The 22022-nt window shown below is 70.0% G+C and carries 15 protein-coding genes; 8 read left to right on the plus strand and 7 right to left on the minus strand.

Features of this window, described 5'->3' with window-relative positions; all coding sequences use genetic code 11:
- Positions 1-9 precede the first annotated feature (9 nt).
- Entirely contained in the window at positions 10-939 is a 930-nt protein-coding gene (locus tag FHT37_RS06130; RefSeq protein ID WP_183479515.1) for an alpha/beta hydrolase, read from the plus strand.
- Positions 940-1048: 109 nt separating this feature from the next.
- Here the strand turns inward: FHT37_RS06130 and FHT37_RS06135 are convergent, their stop codons facing one another.
- The 7 genes from FHT37_RS06135 to FHT37_RS06165 all read right to left on the minus strand — a co-directional run bounded on the left by FHT37_RS06135 (position 1049) and on the right by FHT37_RS06165 (position 11667).
- Complete coding sequence (locus tag FHT37_RS06135) at positions 1049-1501, minus strand: MarR family winged helix-turn-helix transcriptional regulator (RefSeq protein ID WP_175538265.1); 453 nt, start codon at positions 1499-1501, stop codon at positions 1049-1051.
- A gap of 76 nt (positions 1502-1577) precedes the next feature.
- A complete protein-coding gene (locus FHT37_RS06140) occupies positions 1578-2507 on the minus strand; it encodes a carbohydrate kinase (RefSeq protein WP_183479517.1) in 930 nt (309 codons plus the stop codon).
- A complete protein-coding gene (locus FHT37_RS06145) occupies positions 2500-3750 on the minus strand; it encodes an AGE family epimerase/isomerase (RefSeq protein WP_183479519.1) in 1251 nt (416 codons plus the stop codon). The genes FHT37_RS06140 and FHT37_RS06145 overlap by 8 nt, the downstream gene beginning before the upstream one ends.
- A 172-nt stretch (positions 3751-3922) precedes the next feature.
- Positions 3923-5971, minus strand: a complete 2049-nt coding sequence (locus FHT37_RS06150) for a beta-galactosidase (RefSeq protein ID WP_183479521.1) — start codon at positions 5969-5971, stop codon at positions 3923-3925.
- Between the two features lie 52 nt (positions 5972-6023).
- Positions 6024-7676, minus strand: coding sequence for an alpha-L-fucosidase (locus FHT37_RS06155; RefSeq protein ID WP_183479523.1), 1653 nt, complete (start codon positions 7674-7676; stop codon positions 6024-6026).
- Positions 7677-7695: 19 nt separating this feature from the next.
- Entirely contained in the window at positions 7696-9360 is a 1665-nt protein-coding gene (locus tag FHT37_RS06160) for an alpha-L-fucosidase (protein ID WP_183479525.1), read from the minus strand.
- A gap of 93 nt (positions 9361-9453) precedes the next feature.
- Entirely contained in the window at positions 9454-11667 is a 2214-nt protein-coding gene (locus tag FHT37_RS06165) for an exo-alpha-sialidase (RefSeq protein WP_255489503.1), read from the minus strand.
- 414 nt (positions 11668-12081) lie between these two features.
- Between FHT37_RS06165 and FHT37_RS06170 the strand changes: the two genes are divergently transcribed.
- The 7 genes from FHT37_RS06170 (at position 12082) to FHT37_RS06200 (ending at position 22016) form a co-directional block, all read left to right on the plus strand.
- On the plus strand, positions 12082-13608 hold the full coding sequence (locus tag FHT37_RS06170; protein ID WP_183479529.1) for a hypothetical protein: 1527 nt from the start codon (positions 12082-12084) through the stop codon (positions 13606-13608).
- Between the two features lie 38 nt (positions 13609-13646).
- Positions 13647-16868, plus strand: a complete 3222-nt coding sequence (locus tag FHT37_RS06175) for a TonB-dependent receptor (protein WP_183479531.1) — start codon at positions 13647-13649, stop codon at positions 16866-16868.
- Positions 16869-16911: 43 nt separating this feature from the next.
- Positions 16912-18738, plus strand: a complete 1827-nt coding sequence (locus FHT37_RS06180) for a hypothetical protein (protein WP_183479533.1) — start codon at positions 16912-16914, stop codon at positions 18736-18738.
- A 91-nt stretch (positions 18739-18829) separates the two neighbouring features.
- Positions 18830-19321: a GFA family protein gene (locus FHT37_RS06185; RefSeq protein ID WP_183479535.1), complete on the plus strand. Its 492-nt coding sequence runs from the start codon at positions 18830-18832 to the stop codon at positions 19319-19321.
- Between the two features lie 223 nt (positions 19322-19544).
- On the plus strand, positions 19545-20399 hold the full coding sequence (locus FHT37_RS06190; protein ID WP_183479537.1) for an alpha/beta hydrolase: 855 nt from the start codon (positions 19545-19547) through the stop codon (positions 20397-20399).
- A 23-nt stretch (positions 20400-20422) separates the two neighbouring features.
- The gene (locus FHT37_RS06195; RefSeq protein WP_183479539.1) at positions 20423-21163 is read left to right on the plus strand and encodes a lipase secretion chaperone; all 741 of its coding nucleotides are present in this window, start codon (positions 20423-20425) and stop codon (positions 21161-21163) included.
- Between the two features lie 31 nt (positions 21164-21194).
- Positions 21195-22016, plus strand: a complete 822-nt coding sequence (locus FHT37_RS06200) for an AraC family transcriptional regulator (RefSeq protein ID WP_175538268.1) — start codon at positions 21195-21197, stop codon at positions 22014-22016.
- Positions 22017-22022: the final 6 nt, after the last annotated feature.

A 22022-nucleotide genomic window follows, 5' to 3' on the forward strand; every position in this document is an offset into this window, starting at 1 on the left:
GGAGACCCCATGCTCGACCTGCATCTGAAGCACGTGCTCGCCCAGGCGGCCGGTGCGCCCGATCTCTGCGACCTGCCGCCCGACGCCTGCCGCGGCCTGTACCGGCAGATCTGCACGGCTGCCACCGTGCCGCCCGCCGACGTGGAAGTGACGCCGCACGAGGCCCGCTTCGGCGGCCAGGCCCTGCGGGTCCGCGTCTACCGGCCGCGCGGCGCTGCCGGTGCCTTGCCGGTGACGCTGTACTTCCACGGCGGTGGTTTCGTGCTGGGCGACCTCGACGCCTATGACGCGGTGTGCCGCCAGCTCTGCGCGGACAGCGGCGTCATGGTCGTCTCCGCCGCCTATCGCCTCGCGCCGGAGCATCTGTATCCCGCGGCCGTCGAGGACTGCTTCGCCGCGCTCGGCTGGGTCGCCGAGGCGATTCGCGGTTTCGGCGGCGACCCGGCCCGGCTGGCGGTGGCCGGCGACAGCGCCGGTGCCGCGCTGGCGGCGACCACGGCGCTGATGGCGCGCGATGCGGGCGGACCGGCGATCGCGTTCCAGCTGCTGGTCTATCCGCCGGCCGCCGGCGGCCACGACGGCGCCTATCCGTCCCGCGAGCGGCATGCCGCGGGGCCGACGTTGACGCGCCGGACGATGGACTACTTCAGCCGTCATTACTTCGGCCCCACGGCGAAGGCGCCCGACTGGCGCGGCGCGCCGCTGCTGGCGCCCAGCCTGGCCGGCCTGCCGCCCACGCTGCTGGTGCTCGCGGCCCATGACGCGCTGCGCGACGAGGCCATGGCCTACGGCGAGGCGCTCGGCGCGGCCGGCAATGCCGTCACCGTCGTCGAGTACCACGGCCTGGCGCATGGTTTCATCAGCATGGCCGGCGCCGTGCCGGCCGCGCGCCTGGCGCTCGCGCAGATGGCGCAGGCCTTGAAACAGGCGCTGGCCTGAGCGCGCCAGCGGGCGACGAGCGAAGGCCCTCGCAGGCGAGCACAGGCGAGCACGAAAGCGCGGCGAAGGCGAGGGCGCCCGAGCTGCCGTCTCGGCTGCCTCGGCCGCCTCAGCGGGCGACCTTGGCGAGCAGTTCCTGCAGCAGCAGGCGCTCGCCGCTGGTCAGCACCTGCTCGAGCGCCTGCTCGGAGTCCTGCAGCGCCGCGAGGCTCTTCTCGGCCAGCCGGGTGCCCGCGGGCGTGAGCCGCAGGTGCAGCGCGCGGCGGTCGTTGGCATCGCGCTCGCGCACGAGCCACCCGCGTTCCTGCAACCGGTCCAGGATCAGCGTCATCTGCGGCGCCGGCACGCGCAGCAGGTCGCACAGCCGCTTCTGCGTGGTGGCGGGATTGGAGAAGATCAGCTGCAGCAGCGTGAACTCCACCGGCCTGAGTCCCAGCGGATCACCGACACCCTGAGCGAACAGCTGGTTGGTGGTGACCGCCGCGCGCGCGATGGCGTAGCCCAGCGTGTGGGCGAGGCGGGACTGGTCGAGGGGAGCGGATTTGTCGCGCGTCGAGCTCATGGGCGAGCAGCATAACTGCAGCCTTGCCGCGGCCCCTGGGTTCATGGCGGTTCGTGGCGCGATGGCGGGCGCCGCGTCACGCGAGCGCCGCCCCGGCGCGCAGCTGCTCGTACAGCCGATCGACGGCCTGCCGGCTGGGCGGCGTGGCGCCAGCGTGCTGGCAGGCGGCCGAGCCAGCCGCCAGGGCCGCGTGCAGGTGATCCGGCAAGGCACGCTCGGGATGGCTGGCGAGGCTGTGCAGCAGCCCGGCCACGCTCGCATCGCCGGCGCCGACGGTGTCGACCACCTCGACCCGAGGCGCCTGCGCGTCGCAGCGCTGTTCACCGCGCAGCAGGCTCGCGCCGGCGCCGCCCCGGGTGAACAGGCACAGCGCCGACGGGTTCATCGCGCGCAGCTGGCGCAGGGATTCGTCCGGCGCCACGCCGGGGAACAGCCCCAGCAGGTCCTCGTCGGACACCTTCACCAGATCGGCCAGCGCGGCCATGCGCCGCAGCGTCGGTGCGTAGGAGGCGTCCATCAGCGTGCGGTAGTTGGGGTCGTAGCTGATGGCCACGCCCTGGCGCTTCAGGCGCTCGGCCAGCGCCACCAACCGCTCGGCCAGCGGCTGGCGGGCCAGGCTGATGCCGCCGAAATGCGCCCAGCGCAGCCCTTGCGACCAGCCGGCGGGCAGCGCCTGCTCGTCGAAGTGCAGGTCGGCGCTGTCGTTGCCGATGAAGAAGTAGGACGGCGGCTCGCCCCGCTCGACGACCGCCAGCAAGGGCGCGCGATCGACACGCTGCATCAGGCGCAGGTCCAGGCCGGCGGCTTCGCTGGCCCGCCACAGCGCGTCGCCGAAGTGGTCGCGGCTGACGGCGCCGGCAAAGGCGGTGGGCTCGCCCAGCGCCGCCAGCGCACGCGCCACGTTCCACACCGAGCCTCCGACGCGGCTGACCCAGCGGTCCTCGCCCTGGTGCAGCAGGTCGGTCAGCGCCTCGCCGGCGCAGAGCATCAGCGGCGCGTCATGCATGAGCGGCTGCTCCCATGGCCCGGACGATGTCGTAGCAGGCGCCCATCGTGTGGTAGTCGACCTTGCCCGCGGGGCTCTTCTCATCGCTGAGCTTGCGGTTCTCGCGGTCCAGGATGCGGTACCAGGCGCCATGCGCGTGGTCGACGAAATGGGTCCAGCTGTAGGCCCAGAGCCGCTGGTACCAGTCCCAGTAGAAGGCCGCGTCGCCCTGGGTGCGGACCGCCAGCAGCGCCGCGGCGGCAGCGCTCTCGGCCTGCACCCAGAAATACTTGTCCGCGTCGCACACGCTCAGGTCGGGCGCCAGCGAGTAATGCAGGCCGCCCTGCGCGCGGTCCCAGCCCTTGTCCATCGCGACCTTGAACAGGCGTTCGGCGGTGGGCAGCGCCCAGCTCAGGTCCGCCTCCAGCGCGTCACCGCGCGCTTGCAGCTGCAGCAGCAGCTTGGCCCACTCGGTGAGGTGGCCGGGCTGGTAGCCCCAGGGGCGAAACAGATGAGCCGGGTTGTCGATGTTGTATTGCCAGTCCGGTTGCCACTGCGTGTCGTAGTGCTCCCAGATCAGGCCGCCGCAGCGCTGGGCCTGGCGCTGGGTGATGTTGTCGGCCAGCTGGTGGGCGCGCTCGAGGTAGCGGCGTTCGCCGGTCGCGTCGAAGGCGGCCAGCAGGGCCTCGCAGGCATGCATGTTGGCGTTCTGGCCGCGGTACGGCGACAGCGCCGACCAGTCCGCGCTGGCCTCGTCCGCATACAGGCCGGCCGCCGCGTCCCAGAAGCGCCGCTCCATCAGCTCGAAGGTCTCCGCCAGCCAGGGGCGGGCCTCGTCCAGGCCGGCCATCACGGCATGGGCGTAGGCCAGCAGCACGAACGCATGCCCGTAGGCGTGGCGCGTGCCGTCGAGCACCTCGCGCCGATCGGCGCGGCAGTCCAGCAGCCAGTGGTAGCCCTCCTGCGCCGTGTCCCGGTGCGCCTCGCGCAGGAAACGCAGCGCATGGCGCAGGCCCTCCAGATGGGCCGGATCGCCGAAGTGGCGGTAGGCCATCGCGTAGGTGAAGACGAAGCGGGTGCTGCTGACCAGATGGCGCTGATGCGCGTCGTAGACGGTGCCGTCGTCCTTGAAGAAGTGGTACATCCCGCCACTGGGATCGATGCAGCGCGGGTGATAGAAGTCCATGGTGCGGCGGGCATGCGCGAGCAGCACGGCTGGAGACCTGAAGTCGGGGAGGGCGGGAAGGTCGCGGGCGTTGGGCATGGTGAGGATGGGTCCGTGGGGATCGCCGGAGCAACGCCGACGCCCCGGAGGGTTTGCGCGCCGTTATAGGGGGCGCGCCTCGCCACGGTCAATCTCGCCGGAGGGAATCGGCCCCAATTTCGCGACGTTTAGTAAACAAGCCGGGTTCCCGTCCGGCCGTTCCGTCCCGCGCTCAACGCTCCAGCAGGTCCGCGCCACGTGCCTCCAGCCGCAGCGTGCCGTCGAAGCGCTTGCCGCTGAGCACGCCATGCATCGCGCCGTCGATGGCCACGTCGACCGGCGCGTTGTTGGTGTTGACGTAGAGCACGCGGCCGTCGACCGCACGGGCGAAGACGCCGTCCGGCGTCTTGGGGCCGGCTGCGATGCCGAGCTCGGCACGGAGCTGCCGCAGCAGCGGCCGCATGATCTGCGGCTGCGCCGGCGTGGCGACGTAGTACGCGCTGCCCTTGCCGAAGCGGTTGACCGTGATGGCGGGCGGCGTGCCCTCCAGGTTGGTGAAGCGCGCCAGCACCTGCGCGCTGGAGGGCTCCAGCACCTCGTAATGCTCGACCGTGCCCTTGATCTCCTCGCCGCCGAGCGTCAAGGTGCCGGCCGCGTCATAGAACTCGTTGGTGCGCAGGCCGAAGACATCGGTCAACTGGCCCGGCAACGGCGTGTTGTGCCACTGGTTGTTGTCGCCGACCTTGGCGGACTGGGCCGTCATCACCACCGTGCCGCCACCGGCCACGAACTGGCGCACCGCCTCGGTCGAGGCCCGGTCCAGCAGGTACATGCCGGGCAGGATGATCAGGCGGTAGCGGCTCAGGTCCTCGTAGGACAGCTTGATGATGGCGACGTCGACGTTGTCCTTGAGCAGCGGCTCGAAGGCGCCCTGCGCCTGTTTCAGGTAGGGCGTCTTGATGTACTGGCGCACCGTGTTGGACGGGCCATTCGGGCTGGTGGCGTGGACGTTCTCGAACGAGTAGGCGATGGCCACCTGCGGCTCGACGCGGCGCGGGAAGCCGAGCTTTTCCAGCTTGGCGTAGTCCGCGGCGATGGCCGCCCATTCCGCCAGCTTCCAGGAGGGCCGGTCGTCATGGTCGATCAGCCCCATCAGCGCCTGCTCCTCGCCGCCGAGGTGGCTGTTGAAGGTCCAGGCCAGCGCGGCCTGGCCGCCCATCAGCAGCACGAAGTGGGCCCACATGCGCGACCAGCCCTTGCTGCCGTAGGAGCCGCCGCCGCCGGCGGCGAACTCGTTGAACCAGGTCGGCGTGCTCATGCCGCCCTTGATCATCGTGGCCTCCCAGCCGCCGTTGATCGCGTCGCCGGCATAGAAGCCCATCGCGCCATAGGTGGTGTGCCGCCGGTAGCTGCCCAGGAAGTCGAATCCCTTGCGGCCCGACCAGTCCCAATAGTTGGACAGCACTGGTTTGTTGGGCGTGTTTTTCCTGCGCACCGCTTCCAGATCGCCGAGCGTGGCGATGGTCACATCGGACCAGAAGCGGCGCAGGTCCAGGTAGCGCTCTGCCGGGCCGGGGCCGTCTGCGTAGGGCAAGCGCACCTCGTCCCAATTGCCGATGCGACGCGACCAGCGTTGCGTGGCCCAGGCCTTGTTCAAGGCTTCGATGCTGCCGTAGCGCTTCTTCAGCCATTCGACGAAGCGCTTGCGATCGGCCTCCGAGTAGGACATGAAGCCGTTGCCGATCTCGTTGTCATAGCCCACCGCCAGCAAGGCTGGATGCTTGGCATAGCGCTTGGTCAGGGTGTCGGCCATGCGGATGGCCAGGCGCCGGTAGTCCGGGTCGCCGATGTTGTCCATGTAGCGCTCGGCGGGGGCCAGCCGCGTGCCGGCCTGGTTGGTGATGTCGACGCCGGGGTACTTGTGATGCAGCCACATCGGCGCCGGCAGGCCGGGGATGTCCAGGATGACGCGGATGCCGGCGGCATGCACCGCATCCATCACGGCGTCGAAGTGCCTGAAGTCGAACCGGCCTTCCTCGGGCTCGAAGTAGTCCCAGGACAGGTCGCCCATGCGCACGACCTTGAAACCGGACTGCTTCATCAGCGCGACATCGCGCCTGACTTGCTCGAGCGTGCGGTCCACCGGCTGGTAGTTCACGCCGGCGAAGAGCTGGCCGGGGCCTGGCCAGTCGGGATGGCCCTCGGCGCTCTGGGCGCACGCGGAGCCCAGGGACGCCAGCGCCAGCGCGCAGGCAATGAAGGTTTTCTTGAGAGCTTGCATGGTGAGCGGCTCGGCGAGAGCCCCTGTGGCTGGTTGGATGTCGCGGCGGAACTCAGGCCAGGCCGCGACCGAACACCTTCAGCGCAATGGCCGGCGAGCCGGCCAATCCCTCCGGCACACGCACCTCCAGCCCCTGGCGGGTGCGCTTGAAGGGCAGGCTGCCCGCGGCGCCTACCACCTCGACGCGGTCGATGCTGCCGGGCGCGAAGGCCGAGTCCTGGGCCAGCGATTGGACGCGCATCACGCCGTCCTGCGGCCAGCCCAGCCCGATGGCATGGAGCGCGTCGCCCCGGGTGGTGAAGCGGATGTCCTGCGCGGTGAAAGGCGTCGCCGGCTGCTCGCTCATCGCGCCGCCCTTCACGACCGTCGGGCCCTCGCCGAAGCGTCGCCAGGGCCGCGTGCCGTGGATGGCCTCGCCGTGGCGCGCCATCCAGGCGGCAAGGCCCTCCAGCGTCTGGCGCTCATCCGAGTCGATCGTGCCGTCCGCCTTGAGCGGCACCGACAGCAGCAGATTGCCGTTCTTGGACACGACGTCGCACAGGATGTGCAGCACCGTGGCGGCCGACTTGTACTGGTGGTTCTCGAAGACGCTGCGGCTGTAGTGCCAGTCGCCGATGCAGGTGTCGGTCTGCCAGGGGTGGGGCTGGATGTCGTCGCGCGAGCCGCGTTCGACGTCCTCCACCACGGCGAGGCGGCGATCTCCCTGCAGGCCCTTGGTGTTCAGCACCGCCTCCAGCTGGCCGCCATGCCAGGCCCGGCTGGCGTTGTAGAAGTGGGCGGCGATGTCCATCCCCGCCTGGCCCAGCGGAAGGCCGTCGTTGTCGAAGTACAGCAGGTCGGGCCGGTAGCGGTCGATGAGGTCGCGGCAGCGCAGGAACCAGCGCCGCGTGAAGGCCGGGTTGTGCGCCGGTGGCGGCACGTGCCACACGCCGTCGTTGGCGGCATGCCACTCGGCCGCCGCCTTGACGTCGGTGAACCCATCGGGGATGACCATGTTGCGACCGGTGTACAGGTCCTGCGGATCCAGTCCCTCCCACCAGGTGCCCTTGCCGTCGGCCACGGTGAGGCGGAAGGCGTCGTAGCGCCGGCCGGCCAGCGGCCCTTGCGCGTCATAGCCGTAGGCGGTCTGCAACCAGTGCCAGGCGTTGCCCGAGTGGTTGCTGACGCCGAAGCGCAGGCCGCGCCGGCGGGCCGCCTCGGCCCACAGGCCGACCAGGTCCCGCCTGGGGCCGATGCGCGTGCTGTTCCAGCCGTGGTATTTCGACTCGTAGTTGTCGAAGTTGTCGTGGTGGTTGGCCAGGGCCACGAAGTACTTCGCGCCGGCCCGGACGTACAGGTCCAGCAGGGCGCCGGGATCCCAGTTCTCGGCCCGCCAGCGATGGTTCATCTCCATGAAGCCGACCTGGGTCGGATGACCGTAGGTCTTCAGGTGATGCGTGTACTGGGCATGGCCCTGGACGTACATGTTGCGGGCATACCAGTCGCCCGCCTCGGGCACGCACTGCGCGGTCCAGTGGGCCCAGATGCCGAACTTGGCATCGCGGAACCAGTCCGGCGCGCGGTAGCCGCCGATGAGCGACGCCCAGTCCGGCGTGAAGGCAGGCGCAGCGGCATGGACCCGCGCCGACGCCAGCGCGCCGGCCGCGGCCGTGGCCTGGAGAAGGGATCGGCGCGTCAACGCGGCGCCGGTCTTGCCTGCGTGCATGTGAGGACTCCAAGCGTGATCAAACCAGCCCCTGGCCCTGGATCTTCAGCGCGATGGCTGCCGAGCCGGCCAGGCCCTCCGGCACGCGCACTTCCAGCGCCTTGGCCGTGCGCGAGAAGCTCAGCGGCTGCGCGGCGCCCAGCGCCTCGACGCGCTCGATCGCCCCGGGCGCCAGCGCCGAATCCCGGGCCAGGGCCGTGAGGCGCAGCACGCCGCTCTCCGGCCAGCCCAGGGCGATGGCGTACAGCGCGCCGTCCTTGGTCGTGTAGCGGATGTCCTGTGCGCCGAACACCATGGGCTGGCCTTCCTCGGCATCGGCGCGGACGCGGGTGGGACCTTCGCCGTAGCGGCGCCAGGGGCGCGTGCCGTGGATGGCCTCGGCGTTGCGGCCCATCCATTCGGCGAGGTCGGCCAGGATCTTGCGCTCGTCGGCATCGAGGGTGCCGTCGCCGCGCAGCGGTACCGACAGCAGCAGGTTGCCGTTCTTGGCGACGATGTCGCACAGCCGGTGGATGACCGCGGCGGCCGGCTTGTACTGGTGGCCCTCGTAGATCCAGCGGTTGTAGTGCCATTCGCCGATGCAGGTGTCGGTCTGCCACGGCAGGGGCTCGATGCCCTCCCGGAACCCGCGTTCGGTGTCCTCCACCAGACCGGCGCGGCGCTCGGGCGGCAGGAACTTGGCGTTGACCACGGCCTCGAGCCTGCCGCCGTGCCAGGCCATGTTGGCGTTGTAGAAGTGGGCCGTGATGTCCAGCCCGGCCTGCCCCAGCGGCAGGCCGTAGTTGTCGAAGTACAGCAGGTCGGGGCGGTAGCTGTCGACCAGGTCGCGGCAGCGCAGGAACCACTGGCGGGTGAATGCGGGGTTCCCGGCGGGCGGATCCTCGTTCCAGATGCGGTCGTTGGCCTCATGCCAGTCCTGGGCCGCCTTGATGCTGGTGATGCCGTCGGGAATCACCATGTTGGGGCCGGTGTACAGCTCCTGCGGGTCCAGGCCTTCCCACCACTGGCCCTTGCCGTCGGCCTTCCTGAGGCGGAAGGCGTCGTAGCGCTGGCCGGCCAGCGGGCCTTCGGCGTCATAGCCGTAGGCCGGCTGCAGCCAGTGCCAGGCATGCGCCGAATGGTTGCTGACGCCGAAGCGCAGGCCCCGCCGGCGGGCCGCCTTGGCCCAGATGCCGACGATGTCGCGCCGGGGGCCGACGCGCACGCTGTTCCAGCCGTGGTACTTCGAGTCGTAGGCATCGAAGTTGTCGTGGTGGTTGGCGAGCGCCACGAAGTACTTCGCGCCCGCCTTCACGTACAGGTCCATCAGCTCCTCCGGCTGCCAGTGCTCGGCCTTCCAGCGGTTCTGGATCTCCATGAAGCCGACCTTGGACGGATGGCCATAGGTCTTCACGTGATGGTCGTAGTGGCCATGGCCCTGCAGGTACATGCTGCGCGCGTACCAGTCGCCCACCTCGGGCACGCACTGCGCGCTCCAGTGGGCCCAGATGCCGAACTTGGCGTCGCGGAACCAGTCCGGCGCGCGGTAGCCGCCGACCAGCGAGTCCCAGGTCGGCGCGAACGCCGCAGGCGCGGCCGGGACGGCATGGAGATGCGGCGCCGCCAGCGCGCCGGCGGCGGCCGAGGCCTGGAGGAACGAGCGGCGTGTCCAGTCCGCGCCAAGGGTCTTCTTGGGTGCTTGCATCGGGGCGTGGTGAAGGTGAGAGATGACGGGCAACGCTGGAACACAGCGCTGGCGGGGCTCGCCGAGCGGTAGGGATCGGCGACGGTCGGTCGGTCAGGGCGGGGAGCGGGCGTCGGGGCCGTCGGCGGGGACGCCATAGACGATGCCCCGGCCGACCGTGCTCATGTAGACCACGCCTTCGGCGTTCATGTCGCCCGTCACGAACTGGCCGTTGCCGGGGCCACCGAACTGGTGGGCGTCGTCGTTGATGCGCAGCCAGGTGGCGCCGGCATCGGTGGAGCGATAGACGCCCAGCGGCTCGCCCTTGGGGGCGCCCCAGATGAAGACGGTGGGATAGGACGCACCCGCCATGGCCTTCCCGAAGCCCACGGCGCCGCAGCGGTCGATGGCGGCGAGCGTCTTGAAGCTGCGGCCGGCATCGGTGGAGCGCGCCAGGCCGCCGTCCTTCAGCGGTACCCACACGTCGCCCTCGCGTCCCGGCGCCACGCGCACCAGCGGCGAGCCGCCGGCCGGCAGCCGGGCGGTGGTCACGAAGCTGGCCCCGCCGTCGGTGCTGACCCGCACCGTGCCAGCGTCATAGGCATAGAACCTGGCGGGGTTCACCGGGTCGCCCACCGGCCGCACCGCTGCGCCCTCGAGGCCACGCACTGGCACCCAGGTCGGCTGGGCCTGGCTGAAATCGGCGGAACGCACGGTGACGGGGCGGCCATCGCTGGCGCGGAAGCTGTGCAGCAGGCTGACGCCATCCGCGGACAGCGCCACCGTCCCGGAACTGCCCTGCATGCCGGCCACCTCGACCCAGGTGCGGCCCGTGTCGGTGGAGCGGTACATCTTCTTTTCGCCCACCCGCACGACGACCGCCGTGCGGCTGCCCGCCACGGCCAGGCCCGTGGTGGAACCGATGCGCGGCTCGTGGATGGGCGCGTAGGCATCGAGCCGGTGATGGCGGAAGCCGTCGAAATCGGCGATCGCCGACAGCAGTGGGCCGCCCGGAACGCTGATGGCCACGTTGGGCACCGTTTCCTCGAGACCGTCGACCATGAAGCGCCAGGTGGCCGGCGTGGCGTCGATGTCGTCGGTGCGGAAGACGCCGTTGCCCGAGGTCACCCACACGGCGCGCGGATCGGCGGTGTCGAACTCGATGGCGCCGGCCCAGTGGATGGCATAACCGGCGACCCAGCTGACGCCGCGAGTGTCCATGGCGAAGCCGCGCGCCACCACGTCGGTCCAGTGGCCACCCCCGTCGGTGGTGAGGAAGAACCGGTCGCCGCCGTTCCTGCCGCCCTGCGGCATCCAGGTGTTGATGGTGGAGACGACCACCCGCTTCGGATTGCCGGGGTCCACCGACACGCCGGAGAAGGGCTTGTCCAAGCCCCCCGGCGTGACGTCGGTCCAGCGGCCGCTGGCGACGTCGTACTTCCACACCTGGCCGCTGGTCTGGGGCTCGGGCGGTGTCAGTTGTTTCCAGTCGCCATGCGGGCCGGCGCCGTTGCCAAAGGTGATGTAGAGCTGCCCATCGGCCGCGAGCGCCGCCCGCTGCGGCATGTGGCCGGACGGGGCGCCGGGCACCGGCTGGAAGGTGGCGCCGGCGTCGTCGCTGCGATAAAGGTTGGGGCCCACCGAGCCGAAGCGCGAGACGCCGACGAACAGGCGCTGCGCCACGCCCCGGGCCACGCTGGTGGGGTCGATCAGCACGAAGCTGAGACCGGTCTCGTTGGGTGTCGTGGTGACGGGGAGCGCCTCGACGCGCGAGAAGCTGACGCCGGCGTCGGTGCTCTTGAACAGGCCGTTGGCACGCGAGCCGAGGTACAGCACCTTGCTGTCGCCCGGGTCCACCTGCAGTCGCTCGCCATTGCCCCGGCCCATGCCGTTGCCGTTGGCGCGCAGCAGGTGGCTCACGTCGGTGATGCGGCTGAAGGTGGCGCCGCGGTCGGTGGAGCGCATCACGACGGTCCTGCCCTCGCTGAAATACGGCACGCCGGCCAGCAGGTAGAGGACATCGCCGTGCTGGGGATCGAGCGCGAGCGCGTCCACGCTCAACCAGCCGACGTCCGCCTCGGACACCCCATCCATCAGCGACACCCAGCGACGCTTGGTGGCCTCCCAGCGGTAGGCGCCGCCCACGTCGGTGCGGGCGTAGATCAGGCCGCGCTCGGTCTTGCTCGTCACGAGGGCGGCGACGTAGCCACCGCCCCCGATGGCCAGGCTGTCCCAGCGGTAGGACTCGGCCTGGCCGCTCAAGGCCAGCATCGCCAGGGCGGTGGCGAACAGCGAGCGCCAGGAGGTCATGGTTCGGAGGAGGGGCATGCGTGGGGCTGTCCCACGGGGCATCCCGGGGTCTTGCTCAATTGGTATATCCACTTTGCCAGAACCTGAATTTGGTCTTACCAGTGCATACCCCAATGGGGAGCTCGCCATCGTTTGGACGCGCCCGCAGCGCCTGAGCGCCAGTGACGTCGTCGTGATGGCGATGTGATGAGGTCGTGAAGCGTCTGGCGCAACCACCGCCGACCATGGCGATCCGGTCGGGGCGGCTTCGCATCAAAAGAACCCAGGGTCGCTGCTGGAAGTTGGTCAGACCGGGCGTTTGCCCTAGCTTAATTTGGTCAGGCCAAACATATGATTTAGCGGTCAATCCAGCAATTCTGGTCTAACCAGAAGAGCAGCCGTTGATGAGGCTTGGGCAGCGCTCCGGCCACCTACAAAAAAAGGAGACACAACGTGACGAAGAAGGTGTTGAGACATCGGGCCAAGCTGTCCGTGCTCGCGGCGAGCGCCCTGGTGGTGGCCTGCGGCGGCGGGGGCGGCGAGGGCGGAGGCAGCTCCGGCGCGTTCCAGGCCATCAGCTTCAATTACCCCGGCGGCGCGACGCTGCTTGCCGGGCCGGTGACGCTGAAGGCCACCGCCGATTCAGGCCTCCCCGTGGCCTTCAGGTCGGGCACGCCCGACATCTGCACCGTCTCCGGCGACCAGCTCACGCTGGTGGCCAAGGGCGAATGCAGCGTCATCGCCAGCCAGGCCGGCGGCGCCGGCGCCAACGGCAAGCAATGGGCCGCGGCGGACGAGGTCGGGCAGCTGTTCAAGGTGCTGGGACGCGCGCAGACGCCGGTCGTGCCGGTCGCGGTGATGCGGCGCGCCGCGACGGCGACGGTGAGCTTGTCGGGCAAGACCGATGCGGGGCTGGCGGCGACCTACCAGAGCACCACGCCCTCGATCTGCACCGTCAGCGGCACGAGCTTGACGGCACTCGGCGACGGGCTGTGCCAGTTGACGGTGACCGCACCCGCCGACGCCACCCACGAGGCCCTGGCCGGCACGACGGTGATCGCCGTGTCGCCGCTGCCGCCGGCCGTCGTGCAGAGCCAGGGCAAGACGCAGATCGTCGCGCTGGCCACCACCGACGCGGACGGCAGCGCCTTGAGCTATGCGAGCACCGCGCCCGCCGTCTGCGCGGTGGCCGGCAGCGAGCTGCAGATCCTGGCCAAGGGCACCTGCACGCTGACCCTGTCCAGCACCAGCGGCGCCACGGAGAACCTCGGCGTGGTCGTCGATCCGCACTTCTTCGCGAGCGGATTCAACCCGACGACCAATCGCACGCTGGAGTTCGGCGACATCAACACCGGCGCCGGCGTGCCCATCTCCGGTTGGTGCGGCGGCGCCGATCCGTCCTACTGCAACCTGACGGTGACTTCCTTCTCGTCGACCTTCGGGTTCGACATCAAGCAGAAGGCGGGCAGCGGCTGGGACGGCTCCACCGCCGGATGGTGGGCCTACTACAACTACGAGATCGGCGCGCCCAAGACCTCGAGCGGCGATCGCCTGCCCTTCGACCTCAAGACCGAAGAGTCGCTGTTCGTGACGCTCGGCCTGAACCAGACGCTGTTCGATGGCGGCGGCGCCGTGGCGGTCCGCATCCAGACGAACAACCTGCAGAAGAAGGCCAACGGCGACGAGTGCTACATCACCGCCTCGGTCAACGTGCAGCCGACGTCCGCCGCGCCCACCGCCTACTTCCTCCCGTTGAAGAATTTCTCGGTGACGGAGACCTGCGGCACCGACATCGCGCAGACGGCGGAAGCCGGGCTGGCGCAGATCCGCAGCTTCGGCGTGCGCGCCCTGCAGTTCGGTCCGAGCATCAACCTGAGCCGACCGACGCCGAACGCGGACGGCACGCTGCCCGCGCCAACCGACCCGGGCTACACGCTCAGCACCGACGTCACCGTCTTCGGCCCGATCACCTTCCAGTGATCGCCAGGCGCCGCACAACCGAATCAGAAAGAAAAACGATGAGACAGTTCCGCACCACCGCCGTCCATCGCGGCATGGTCCAGATGCTGTTGCTGACCGCTGGCAGCACCGCATTTGCCCAGACCACGCCGCCCCCCAAGGAGCCCGAGGCGCCGGCCGCGCTCGGCACCGTGGTCGTCAAGGGCCAGCGCGCCGCCTTGCAGTCGGCGCAGAAGATCAAGCAGAACTCCGAGGAAATCGTCGACTCCGTCGTGGCGGAGGAAGCAGGCAAGCTGCCCGACAAGTCCATCACCGAGGTGCTGCAGCGCATCGTCGGCGTGACCATCGAACGCCTGCGTTCGACCAACAACGACCCCAAGCATTTTTCCGAAGGCAGCGACGACCGCATCAACGTGCGCGGTCTGTCCTGGGGCTCGTCCACCCTCAATGGCCGCGAGATGTTCTCGGCCGGCTGGCCGGGGCGCGACCTGAGCTGGAGCGCCGTGCCCTCTGAGCTGATGGCCGGCGTGGACGTCTACAAGAACCCCTCGGCGGAAAAGATCGAAGGCGGCGTCAGCGGCCAGGTGGACCTGCGCACGGCGCTGCCGTTCGACTACGAGGGCACCAAGCGCGTCGTCTCCTTCGGCAGCAACTACGAGCAGCGGACGAAGAAGGCCTCGCCGACGCTCTCGGGGCTCTATTCGACGAGGTGGGAGGCCGAGTCGGGCCGCTGGGGTGCGCTGGTCGACCTGGCGATGAACCACTCGACCTATGAGCAGCAGAAGCTCGAGGTCCAGCCCTACTACCCGCGCAGCGACGTGGTGCCCGGCCGGACGGTGTGGGTTCCCGGCGCGGCGGACTGGGGGCAGAACCTCGGTGAAAGCGACCGCAAGGGCTTCTACGGCGCGCTGCAGTGGAAGAAGAACAACATGCAGTCGTCGCTGACGGCCTTCGTGTCGAAGTCGCGGGAGGAGAACACCGGCTCGAACATCTACCCGAGCTTCGCCGATGGCAACTTCAACATGTCGCCGTACAACGTGCGGGTCGACAACCCGGTGGTCGACGATCGGGGCGTGGTGGTGTCGGGCCACTACAGCTATCCGTTGCAACTGCCGCGCGATGCCAACGGCAACGTCACGGACTTCAACCGTGGCGGCAAGGGCGCGAACCAGTTCGCCGACGGCGGCATCATGATGGGCACCAGCCGGGCGTTCACCCAGCACCACACCAACACCGCCGAGCTGGCCTGGAATTTCCAGTGGGCCGTCAACGACCGCTTCGCCTTGCAGAACGACCTGCAGTGGGTCAAGTCCACCTTCCGCACCCGCGGCGAGGAAGTGCAGACGGCCACCTTCGTGCCGAGCATGGACATCACCACCTCCGGCAGCAAGCCGGTGCAGATCGGCTTCGACGAGCGGTCGCGCAATTTCCTCGCCGATCCGGGCAACTACTTCTGGCTGTCGGTCATGCCCGGCCGCTACAAGGGGGACGCCGACCTGTATGCCTGGAAGGTCGACGGCAAGTACGTGTTCGACGATTCGATCCTGCGCGACCTGAGAGTCGGCTTCCGCACCACCTACCGCACCTCCAAGCGCGAAGTGGCGGTCTATGCCGGTGACCCCACCAGCGTCGGCTGGAAGTCGATCGCCGAACCCTGGGTGGTGCGTCAGACCAGCACGCCGGGCCAGTTGCCCGGCCCCAACGATGACCAGAGCTGGAAGTCGCGCGGCAACTTCGCCTACCTGAGCGATCCGCGCTACGCGGCGGCCGCGCCGGTGGAGCTGTTCAACTACGCCGCCTTCGGCGGCAACCGCCCGCCCAGCGTAGTGTTCCCGACCTATGGCGCCCTCAAGGACTACAACACCTACAGCAAGCTGATCGGTGACGTCCGATACAACCAGTGCCTGGACTCGCAGGCGTGGGCGAAGGGGCAGAACGCGAAGAACCCGCAGAACCAGATCAACGTCCCGACCTGCAACGCCAGCGACTACCAGTACGACACGACGCTGTACTACGGGCTGAACCCGAACATGACCAGCGACGTCTCCGAGCGCACCCATGCCGTCTACGGCAGCCTGCGCTTCGGCTTCGATGACTGGAAGATCCCGGTGGACGGCAACCTGGGCCTGCGCGTGGTCTACACCGGACGTTCGTCGCACGGGCATACGACCTTCGACGCGACCTACGACGACCGCACGCCGCCCGACGTGCCGCGCTTCGGTCCGATCAACGAGAACCTGAATGTCGACGCCAATCATGTCGACGTGCTGCCCTCGCTGAACCTGAAGTTCAACCTGACGGGCGACAACAAGCTGCTGGGGCGCATCGCGGCGGCCCGCAGCGTGTACCGGCCGGGTTTCAACCAGCTGCAGGAATCGGTGTCGCTCAAGCAGAACATCGACACGGCCAACAACCGCATCACCTACACGGGCGAAAACACCGGCAACGCCAAGCTCAAGCCGCTGACGTCCGACAACTTCGACCTGGGGCTGGAGTGGTACCCGCGCAGCGGCCAGATGGTGTCGGTCACGGCCTTCTACAAGGACGTGAAGGACGTGATCTACGACTCCACCTACACGCGCGACTACAACAGCCTGGCGGGCAACCCGCAGACCTTCCAGATCAAGGGCCCGCGCAACGCGGCCCGGGCCTGGGTGCATGGCATCGAGCTCAAGGCCGAGACCTACCTGGACCATTTCGACTTCCTGAAGGACCGGCTGCCTGACTGGGCCAAGGGCTTCGGCGTGTCGGCGGACTACACCTACCTCGGCAGCAGCCAGCGCTTCTACCGCGATGCCCAGGTGCAGTTCTGCCCGCCCAACGGCACGATCACGAGCGACGCGCTCAAGGTGTATGGCTGCGACACCAACGGCAGGCCCTTCGGTGCGCTGCCGGTGCCCGGCCTGGTGAAGAACGCCGCCAACTTCGCGCTGCGCTATGACCGCTACGGCTTCTCGGCCCGCCTGGCCTACAACTGGACCAGCCGCGTGCTGAGGAACGTCGGCGTCGACTTCAATGGCCAGAACGGCACGAGCGCGGATCCGGCGCGCGCCGGCGCACAGGACACGTGGTGGGGCCTGCCGCAGTACCAGGAGGCCTTCGGGCAGTGGGATGGGGGCGTGTCGTACAACTTCACGGAGAAGTTCGGGCTGTCGCTCAGCGTGACCAACCTGAACAACGTGACGGTTCGTCGCACCTTCCAGCAGACGCCGGGTGCCATGGGCGCGAGCTGGAACTTCCCGGGACGCAGCTACTACCTGACGGGGCGGTACGAGCTCTGAGGCGAGGGCGGGGCGCAAGCCCCGACCCCAACAAGGCGAAGTCATGCCCATGTCGTTCCGGGTCGCGCTCACCGCGACCTTCGTCCTGCTCTCAGCCGGCGCCGCCAGCGCCCAGCAAGCCGGCACGGCCAACCTGGACCGCGTCGAAGTGGCCGGCAGGAAGACGGAGGTCTCGCCGTGGTTCCGCGCCGAGAGCCCGCATTTCGTCGTGTACTCGGACACCCGCGAGGAGGACGTCGCGCCCCTGCTGGACAACCTGGAGAAGCTGGACCGGCTGCTGCGGGCCTACCTCCTGCCGGCCGGCCCCGCCGAGTCGCAGGCCGAGCCGCCGGCATCGAAACTGACGCTGTACTACCACGCCAGCCTGTCGGGCCTGCGGGCGGTCCCGGGCAGCGTGCCGGTCGATGCCGTCGGCCTGTACACCAGCTGCGCCGAGGGGGTGCAGGGCTTCGGCGTTCACCTGGAACGCATGGCCGCGCTGGACGACGAGCAACTCGAGAAGGCGCCGCTGAACGACTCGCTGACGCATGTCTTCGAGGCCTATGCGCGGCACTTCCTCTATCGCCATACCGACATCCGCAGCCCCGCGTGGTTCATCGATGGCTTCGCCCAGTACTTCTCCAGCGTGCGGTTCTCGGCGCAGCAGACGGTCGTCGGGCGGGCGCCCAGGGACGTCGCCGGCTACCTGAGGTTCCTGGGGGCGGGGCGCAAGTACCACCTCGAATGGGAGGATGTGCTGGCGCATCGGCTGGCTGATGCGCACGGCCATGGCGGCGAAGCCGGCGCGCGTCTCGAGTTCCAGGCGAAGTCCTGGCTGCTGACGCACTACGCACTGTCCTCGGACGACAACCGCAAGCGCCTCAGCCGCTATCTCCGGCTCGTCGGTGACGGCGCGTCGCCGACCGCGGCGTTCGAACGGGCCTTTGGCCTGACAAGCGCGGCGCTCGGCCCGGCGATGTGGCGCTACGGCCAGCGCGGCATGGAAGTGCTGCGAGGTGCGCCCCAGTCGCTCCCCCCGACGCCGGTCCGTTTCCGGACGCTCACGCGGGGAGCGGGCGAGTTCGTGCTGGTGGACGCCGCCCTGCGGTCCTGCCCGGGCCGGCAGGTCGGCGAGTCCCTGCTGAAGGAAGCCTCCGAGCTGGCGGCCAGGTTCCCGGAGGATCGGCCAGGGCGACTCACCTGGAGCCGGGCGCAGATCGACTGGGGTGATCCGCAGGCGGCGCTCTCCCGGCTGGAGGCCGACCTGCGGGAGGACGACACGGGCTTCGAGGCTCCTTACCTGGCGGGCAGGGCGCATCTCAGTCTTGCGGGGCGCGGCGAAGGCGCGTCCCGGGCGGCTCATCTCCAGGCGGCGCGGCAGCACTTGCAACGCGCGCTGGCGTTGAACCCGCGATCACCCGAAGTCGCTCTCGCAGGGTTCAAGGCGGAGGTCGCCGCGGCGGACCCGCCGGATGACGCCGCGTTTCAAGGCGTCATTGCCGTCTGGCAGACCGCGCGAGACGTGGACGCGCTCACCCGCTTCGCGGCGCTGGCCTATGCGCTGACCGGCAAGGCGGACGAGGCGTACCAGGCCCTGGGCACGCTCGCGCAGAACGGGGAAGTCCCGGCCGCCATGGCGCAATGGGCGCGCGAGTGGCAGGGGCGACTCGAGACCGGCGTGACGCGCGGCGAACTCCTCGCCGAGTTGCGCCGGACCGACGTGCCGGACGTGCCGGTCAAGGAATGGACCCTCAACAAGCGGCGCGTGTTGCAGAAGGTCGAACTCAGCGCGGGTCTGGAGGCTGCGGACGCCTTCATCAAGGATCGGCAGCAGCAGAGCGATGGCGGGCCGCCCCCAGGCAACGCCGCGGGCGGCGCAGGGAGGCGGTAGGGCGCAGACGCCGCCGGCTGCCCGTCGGCCTTGGCGCCGGCCCCGGCGCGCCGGTTGCCCCTTCCTGCCGCCACCTCCCGGAGCTACCCCCATGCAGCCAACGACCGCTGAGTCCGCCCCGTCTTCCGCCGTGAGCCCCAGCGCTTCGACGCTCACCGGCCATTGCCTCTGTGGCGCCGTCACGATCACCGTGGCAGGCCACCACGACCCGCGCGTCGGCGCCTGCCATTGCCGGATGTGCCAGCGATGGACCGGCGGCCTGTTACTGTGTTTCACCGCCGACGTCCCCGCCGTGACCGTCACGGGCGAGGTCGCGCGCTATCGCTCGTCCTCCTTCGCCGAGCGCGCCTTCTGCCCGCGCTGCGGCTCGCACCTCTGGTTCAACGACGTCGACGACGCCGGCCAGCCCAAGGACTACGAACTCATGCCGGGGCTGTTCGATGCGGCTCGCCCCTGGCCGCTGCGGTCCGAGATCTACGTCGACCGCGCGATGGCCGCCGTGCCCCTCGCGGGCGACCATCGCCGCAAGACCCGCGCGGAGTACGAGGCCGACAACCCGTTCATCGAAGGCGACCTCGAGTAGCGCTGGCGCGACCGGCCAGGCGCTGAGGCCCTTGCCGAGCGATGGCGGAGCCGGAGGCGCGAGGGCAGGGCACCAGGGTATGGCGACGGGGTTCCGGGTTTTCCCTCAATGATCCTAGGGGGGTACCCCGCCGCTGCATACAAGGCGCATCGCGCCGTGCTTCCTAGACTGCGCCTCGCCCGATGCATGTTGCATCGCGGGCGCATCCACTCAGGGAGACACCATGACCCAGTCAGCTTCGTTGCGACGCGCCTTGCGCGCCCTGGTCCTGTGCGGCACCTTCGCGGCCGCCGGCGCCTCGGCTCAGGTCGGTCCGGACCCCACGTCCGCCAGCCTCAATGCCACCGCCGGACCGTTCGCGGTCTCGACCAGCAACGTGGTGCTCGCGCGCGGTTTCGGCGGCGGCACGATCTACTACCCCACCGCGACCGGGCGCTACGGCGTCGTGGCCATCAGCCCGGGCTTCACCGCCACGGAGTCCAGCGTCGCCTGGCTCGGCCGCCGCCTGGCCACGCACGGGCTGGTGGTCATCACCATCAACACCAACACCACGCTCGACCAACCCGCCAGCCGCGCCACGCAGCTGATGGCGGCGCTCAACCACGTCGTCAACAGCGCGAGCAGCACGGTGCGCAGCCGCGTGGACAGCACCCGCCTGGCGGTGGCGGGACATTCGATGGGCGGGGGCGGCGCGCTGATCGCCGCGCAGAACAACCCGACGCTCAAGGCCGCGCTGCCGCTGACGCCGTGGAACCTGAGCAGCAGCTTCACGCAGGTGCGGGTGCCGACGCTGATCGTCGGCGCGGATGGCGACTCGGTGGCGTCGGTGGCCGTGCATGCGCGGCCGTTCTACGCGAGCCTGCCCGCCACGACCTTCAAGGCCTATGCCGAGCTCAACGGCGCGAGCCACTTCACGCCCAACAGCACCAACACGCCGATCGGCCGCTACGGCACCGCGTGGATGAAGCGCTTCGTCGACGCGGACAGCCGCTACTCGCCCTTCCTCTGCGGCGCGCCGCACGAGGCCTACGCCACGGCGCTGGTGTTCGACCGCTACAGCCAGAACTGCCCGTACTGAGCCCGCAGCCGCAGGAGGACGCCATGTCGCACTCGTCCGATCGACCCCGGGGCCGGCGCATCGCCTGGGCCCTTGCCGCCGGCCTCGGCTCGGCGATCCTCCTGGTCTGGCTGGCCGCCGCGGCGCTCGCCCCGGCGGCCGCGGAGGAACCCGCCGCGGTGTTCCCCTGGGCGCGCACCCCGGCCGCGGCGTCGTCGTCCGAATCGGGGACATCGCCCGGCACGGCGCCTGTCGTCGCAGGGCAGGGGACGTCGGCGTCGCCGGCATCCTCGCAGGCGTCGGCGGGGTCGGGCCTTGCCAGCACGTCATCCAGCGTGTTCCGGGCCGATGCGCAGGGCCGGCTGGTCGTCGACCAGGCGATGCGGCTGCGGGTCGAGGCGTTGCTGGCGCTCCATGAAGGCGACGCGCTGGCCGCGCGCCTGGACGCGGAACTGGCGGGGCTGACGCCGACCGCCGCCGCGCGGGCGCGCGAGCTGGTCGCGCAGTTCGAGGCCTACCAGGGCGCGCAGGCCGCCGCGTTCCCGCCGGGCAGGGCGCCCTTGGTGCCCGAGGAGGGGCTCGCGCAACTGCAGGCGATGCAGGCGCTGCGGGCCAACCACTTCGGCGCCGACGCGGCGCGGCAGATGTTCGCGCAGGACGATGCCGTCGCGCGCCGGATCCTCGAGCTGATGCGGGAGGACACCTCCACCGCGCGCAGCATGGAGGAGAAGGCGATGCGGGCCCAGGTGCGCTATGACCAGGAGCGCGGTGCGGTTCCGCCTTGACGCCGCGACGCGCGCCCGGGAGCATGCCGCCATGACCTCTGGCGACACCGTCGAGCCTCGCCTCGGCCTGCTGGGTGACAGCTTCATCTACGCCAGCGCGGCCTTGCGGTCGCGCGTCTGCCGGCACTCCGCGACGCTGGCCTGCGCGCTGACGCCGCAGCCGCTGAGCATCAGCGCCGACGGCCAGCAGTGGCGAGGTCACCTGATGGCGATCCGCCCGTTTTCCTGGCGCGCCATCGACTCGGGCGGGCAACCCGTCGTGCTGATCGACCTGGAGCCCACCCATCCGCGCTACAACACCTTCAGCCACTGGCCCGACCGCGCGCCGGTGCGCGTGCTCGACGCCCACGGCTTCGCCGGCCTGCGCGATTGCGCGCGGGCCTTCGCGCATCGGACCTTGAGCGGCCGGCGCCTGCAGGCGTCGGTGCAGTTGCTGGTCGGCAGCGTCGCCGACAGCGTGGCACCGCACCGACCGCTGGAGGTCCGCGTGCGGCAGATGATGGCCGCATTGCGCCTGGACCCGTCCCTGGACCTGACGGCGCTGGGCGCGGCGGTGGGCCTGTCCGCGGCGCAGGCCTCGCGCGGCTTCGTGCGCTCGCTCGGCATCACGGCGCGGCAGTACGCGCTGGCCGCCAAGATCCAGCGCGCGGCGATGTTCTTCGGCAGCGGCCGCGCGCTGACCAGCATCGCGCAGGCGTCCGGGTTCACCGATTCCGCCCACCTGGCCAAGGTGTGGATGCGCTGTTACGGTGACTGCCCGTCGCGCTACTTCGCCCAGCACGACGGCTCGCTCGACGGCCGCGTCGACCACGCCTGGCGACAGCGCGTGAGCCTGTCGGAGACCTTCAACTGAGCCCTT

This window comes from Mitsuaria sp. BK037 (assembly GCF_014193045.1).
Classification (GTDB): domain Bacteria; phylum Pseudomonadota; class Gammaproteobacteria; order Burkholderiales; family Burkholderiaceae_C; genus Roseateles.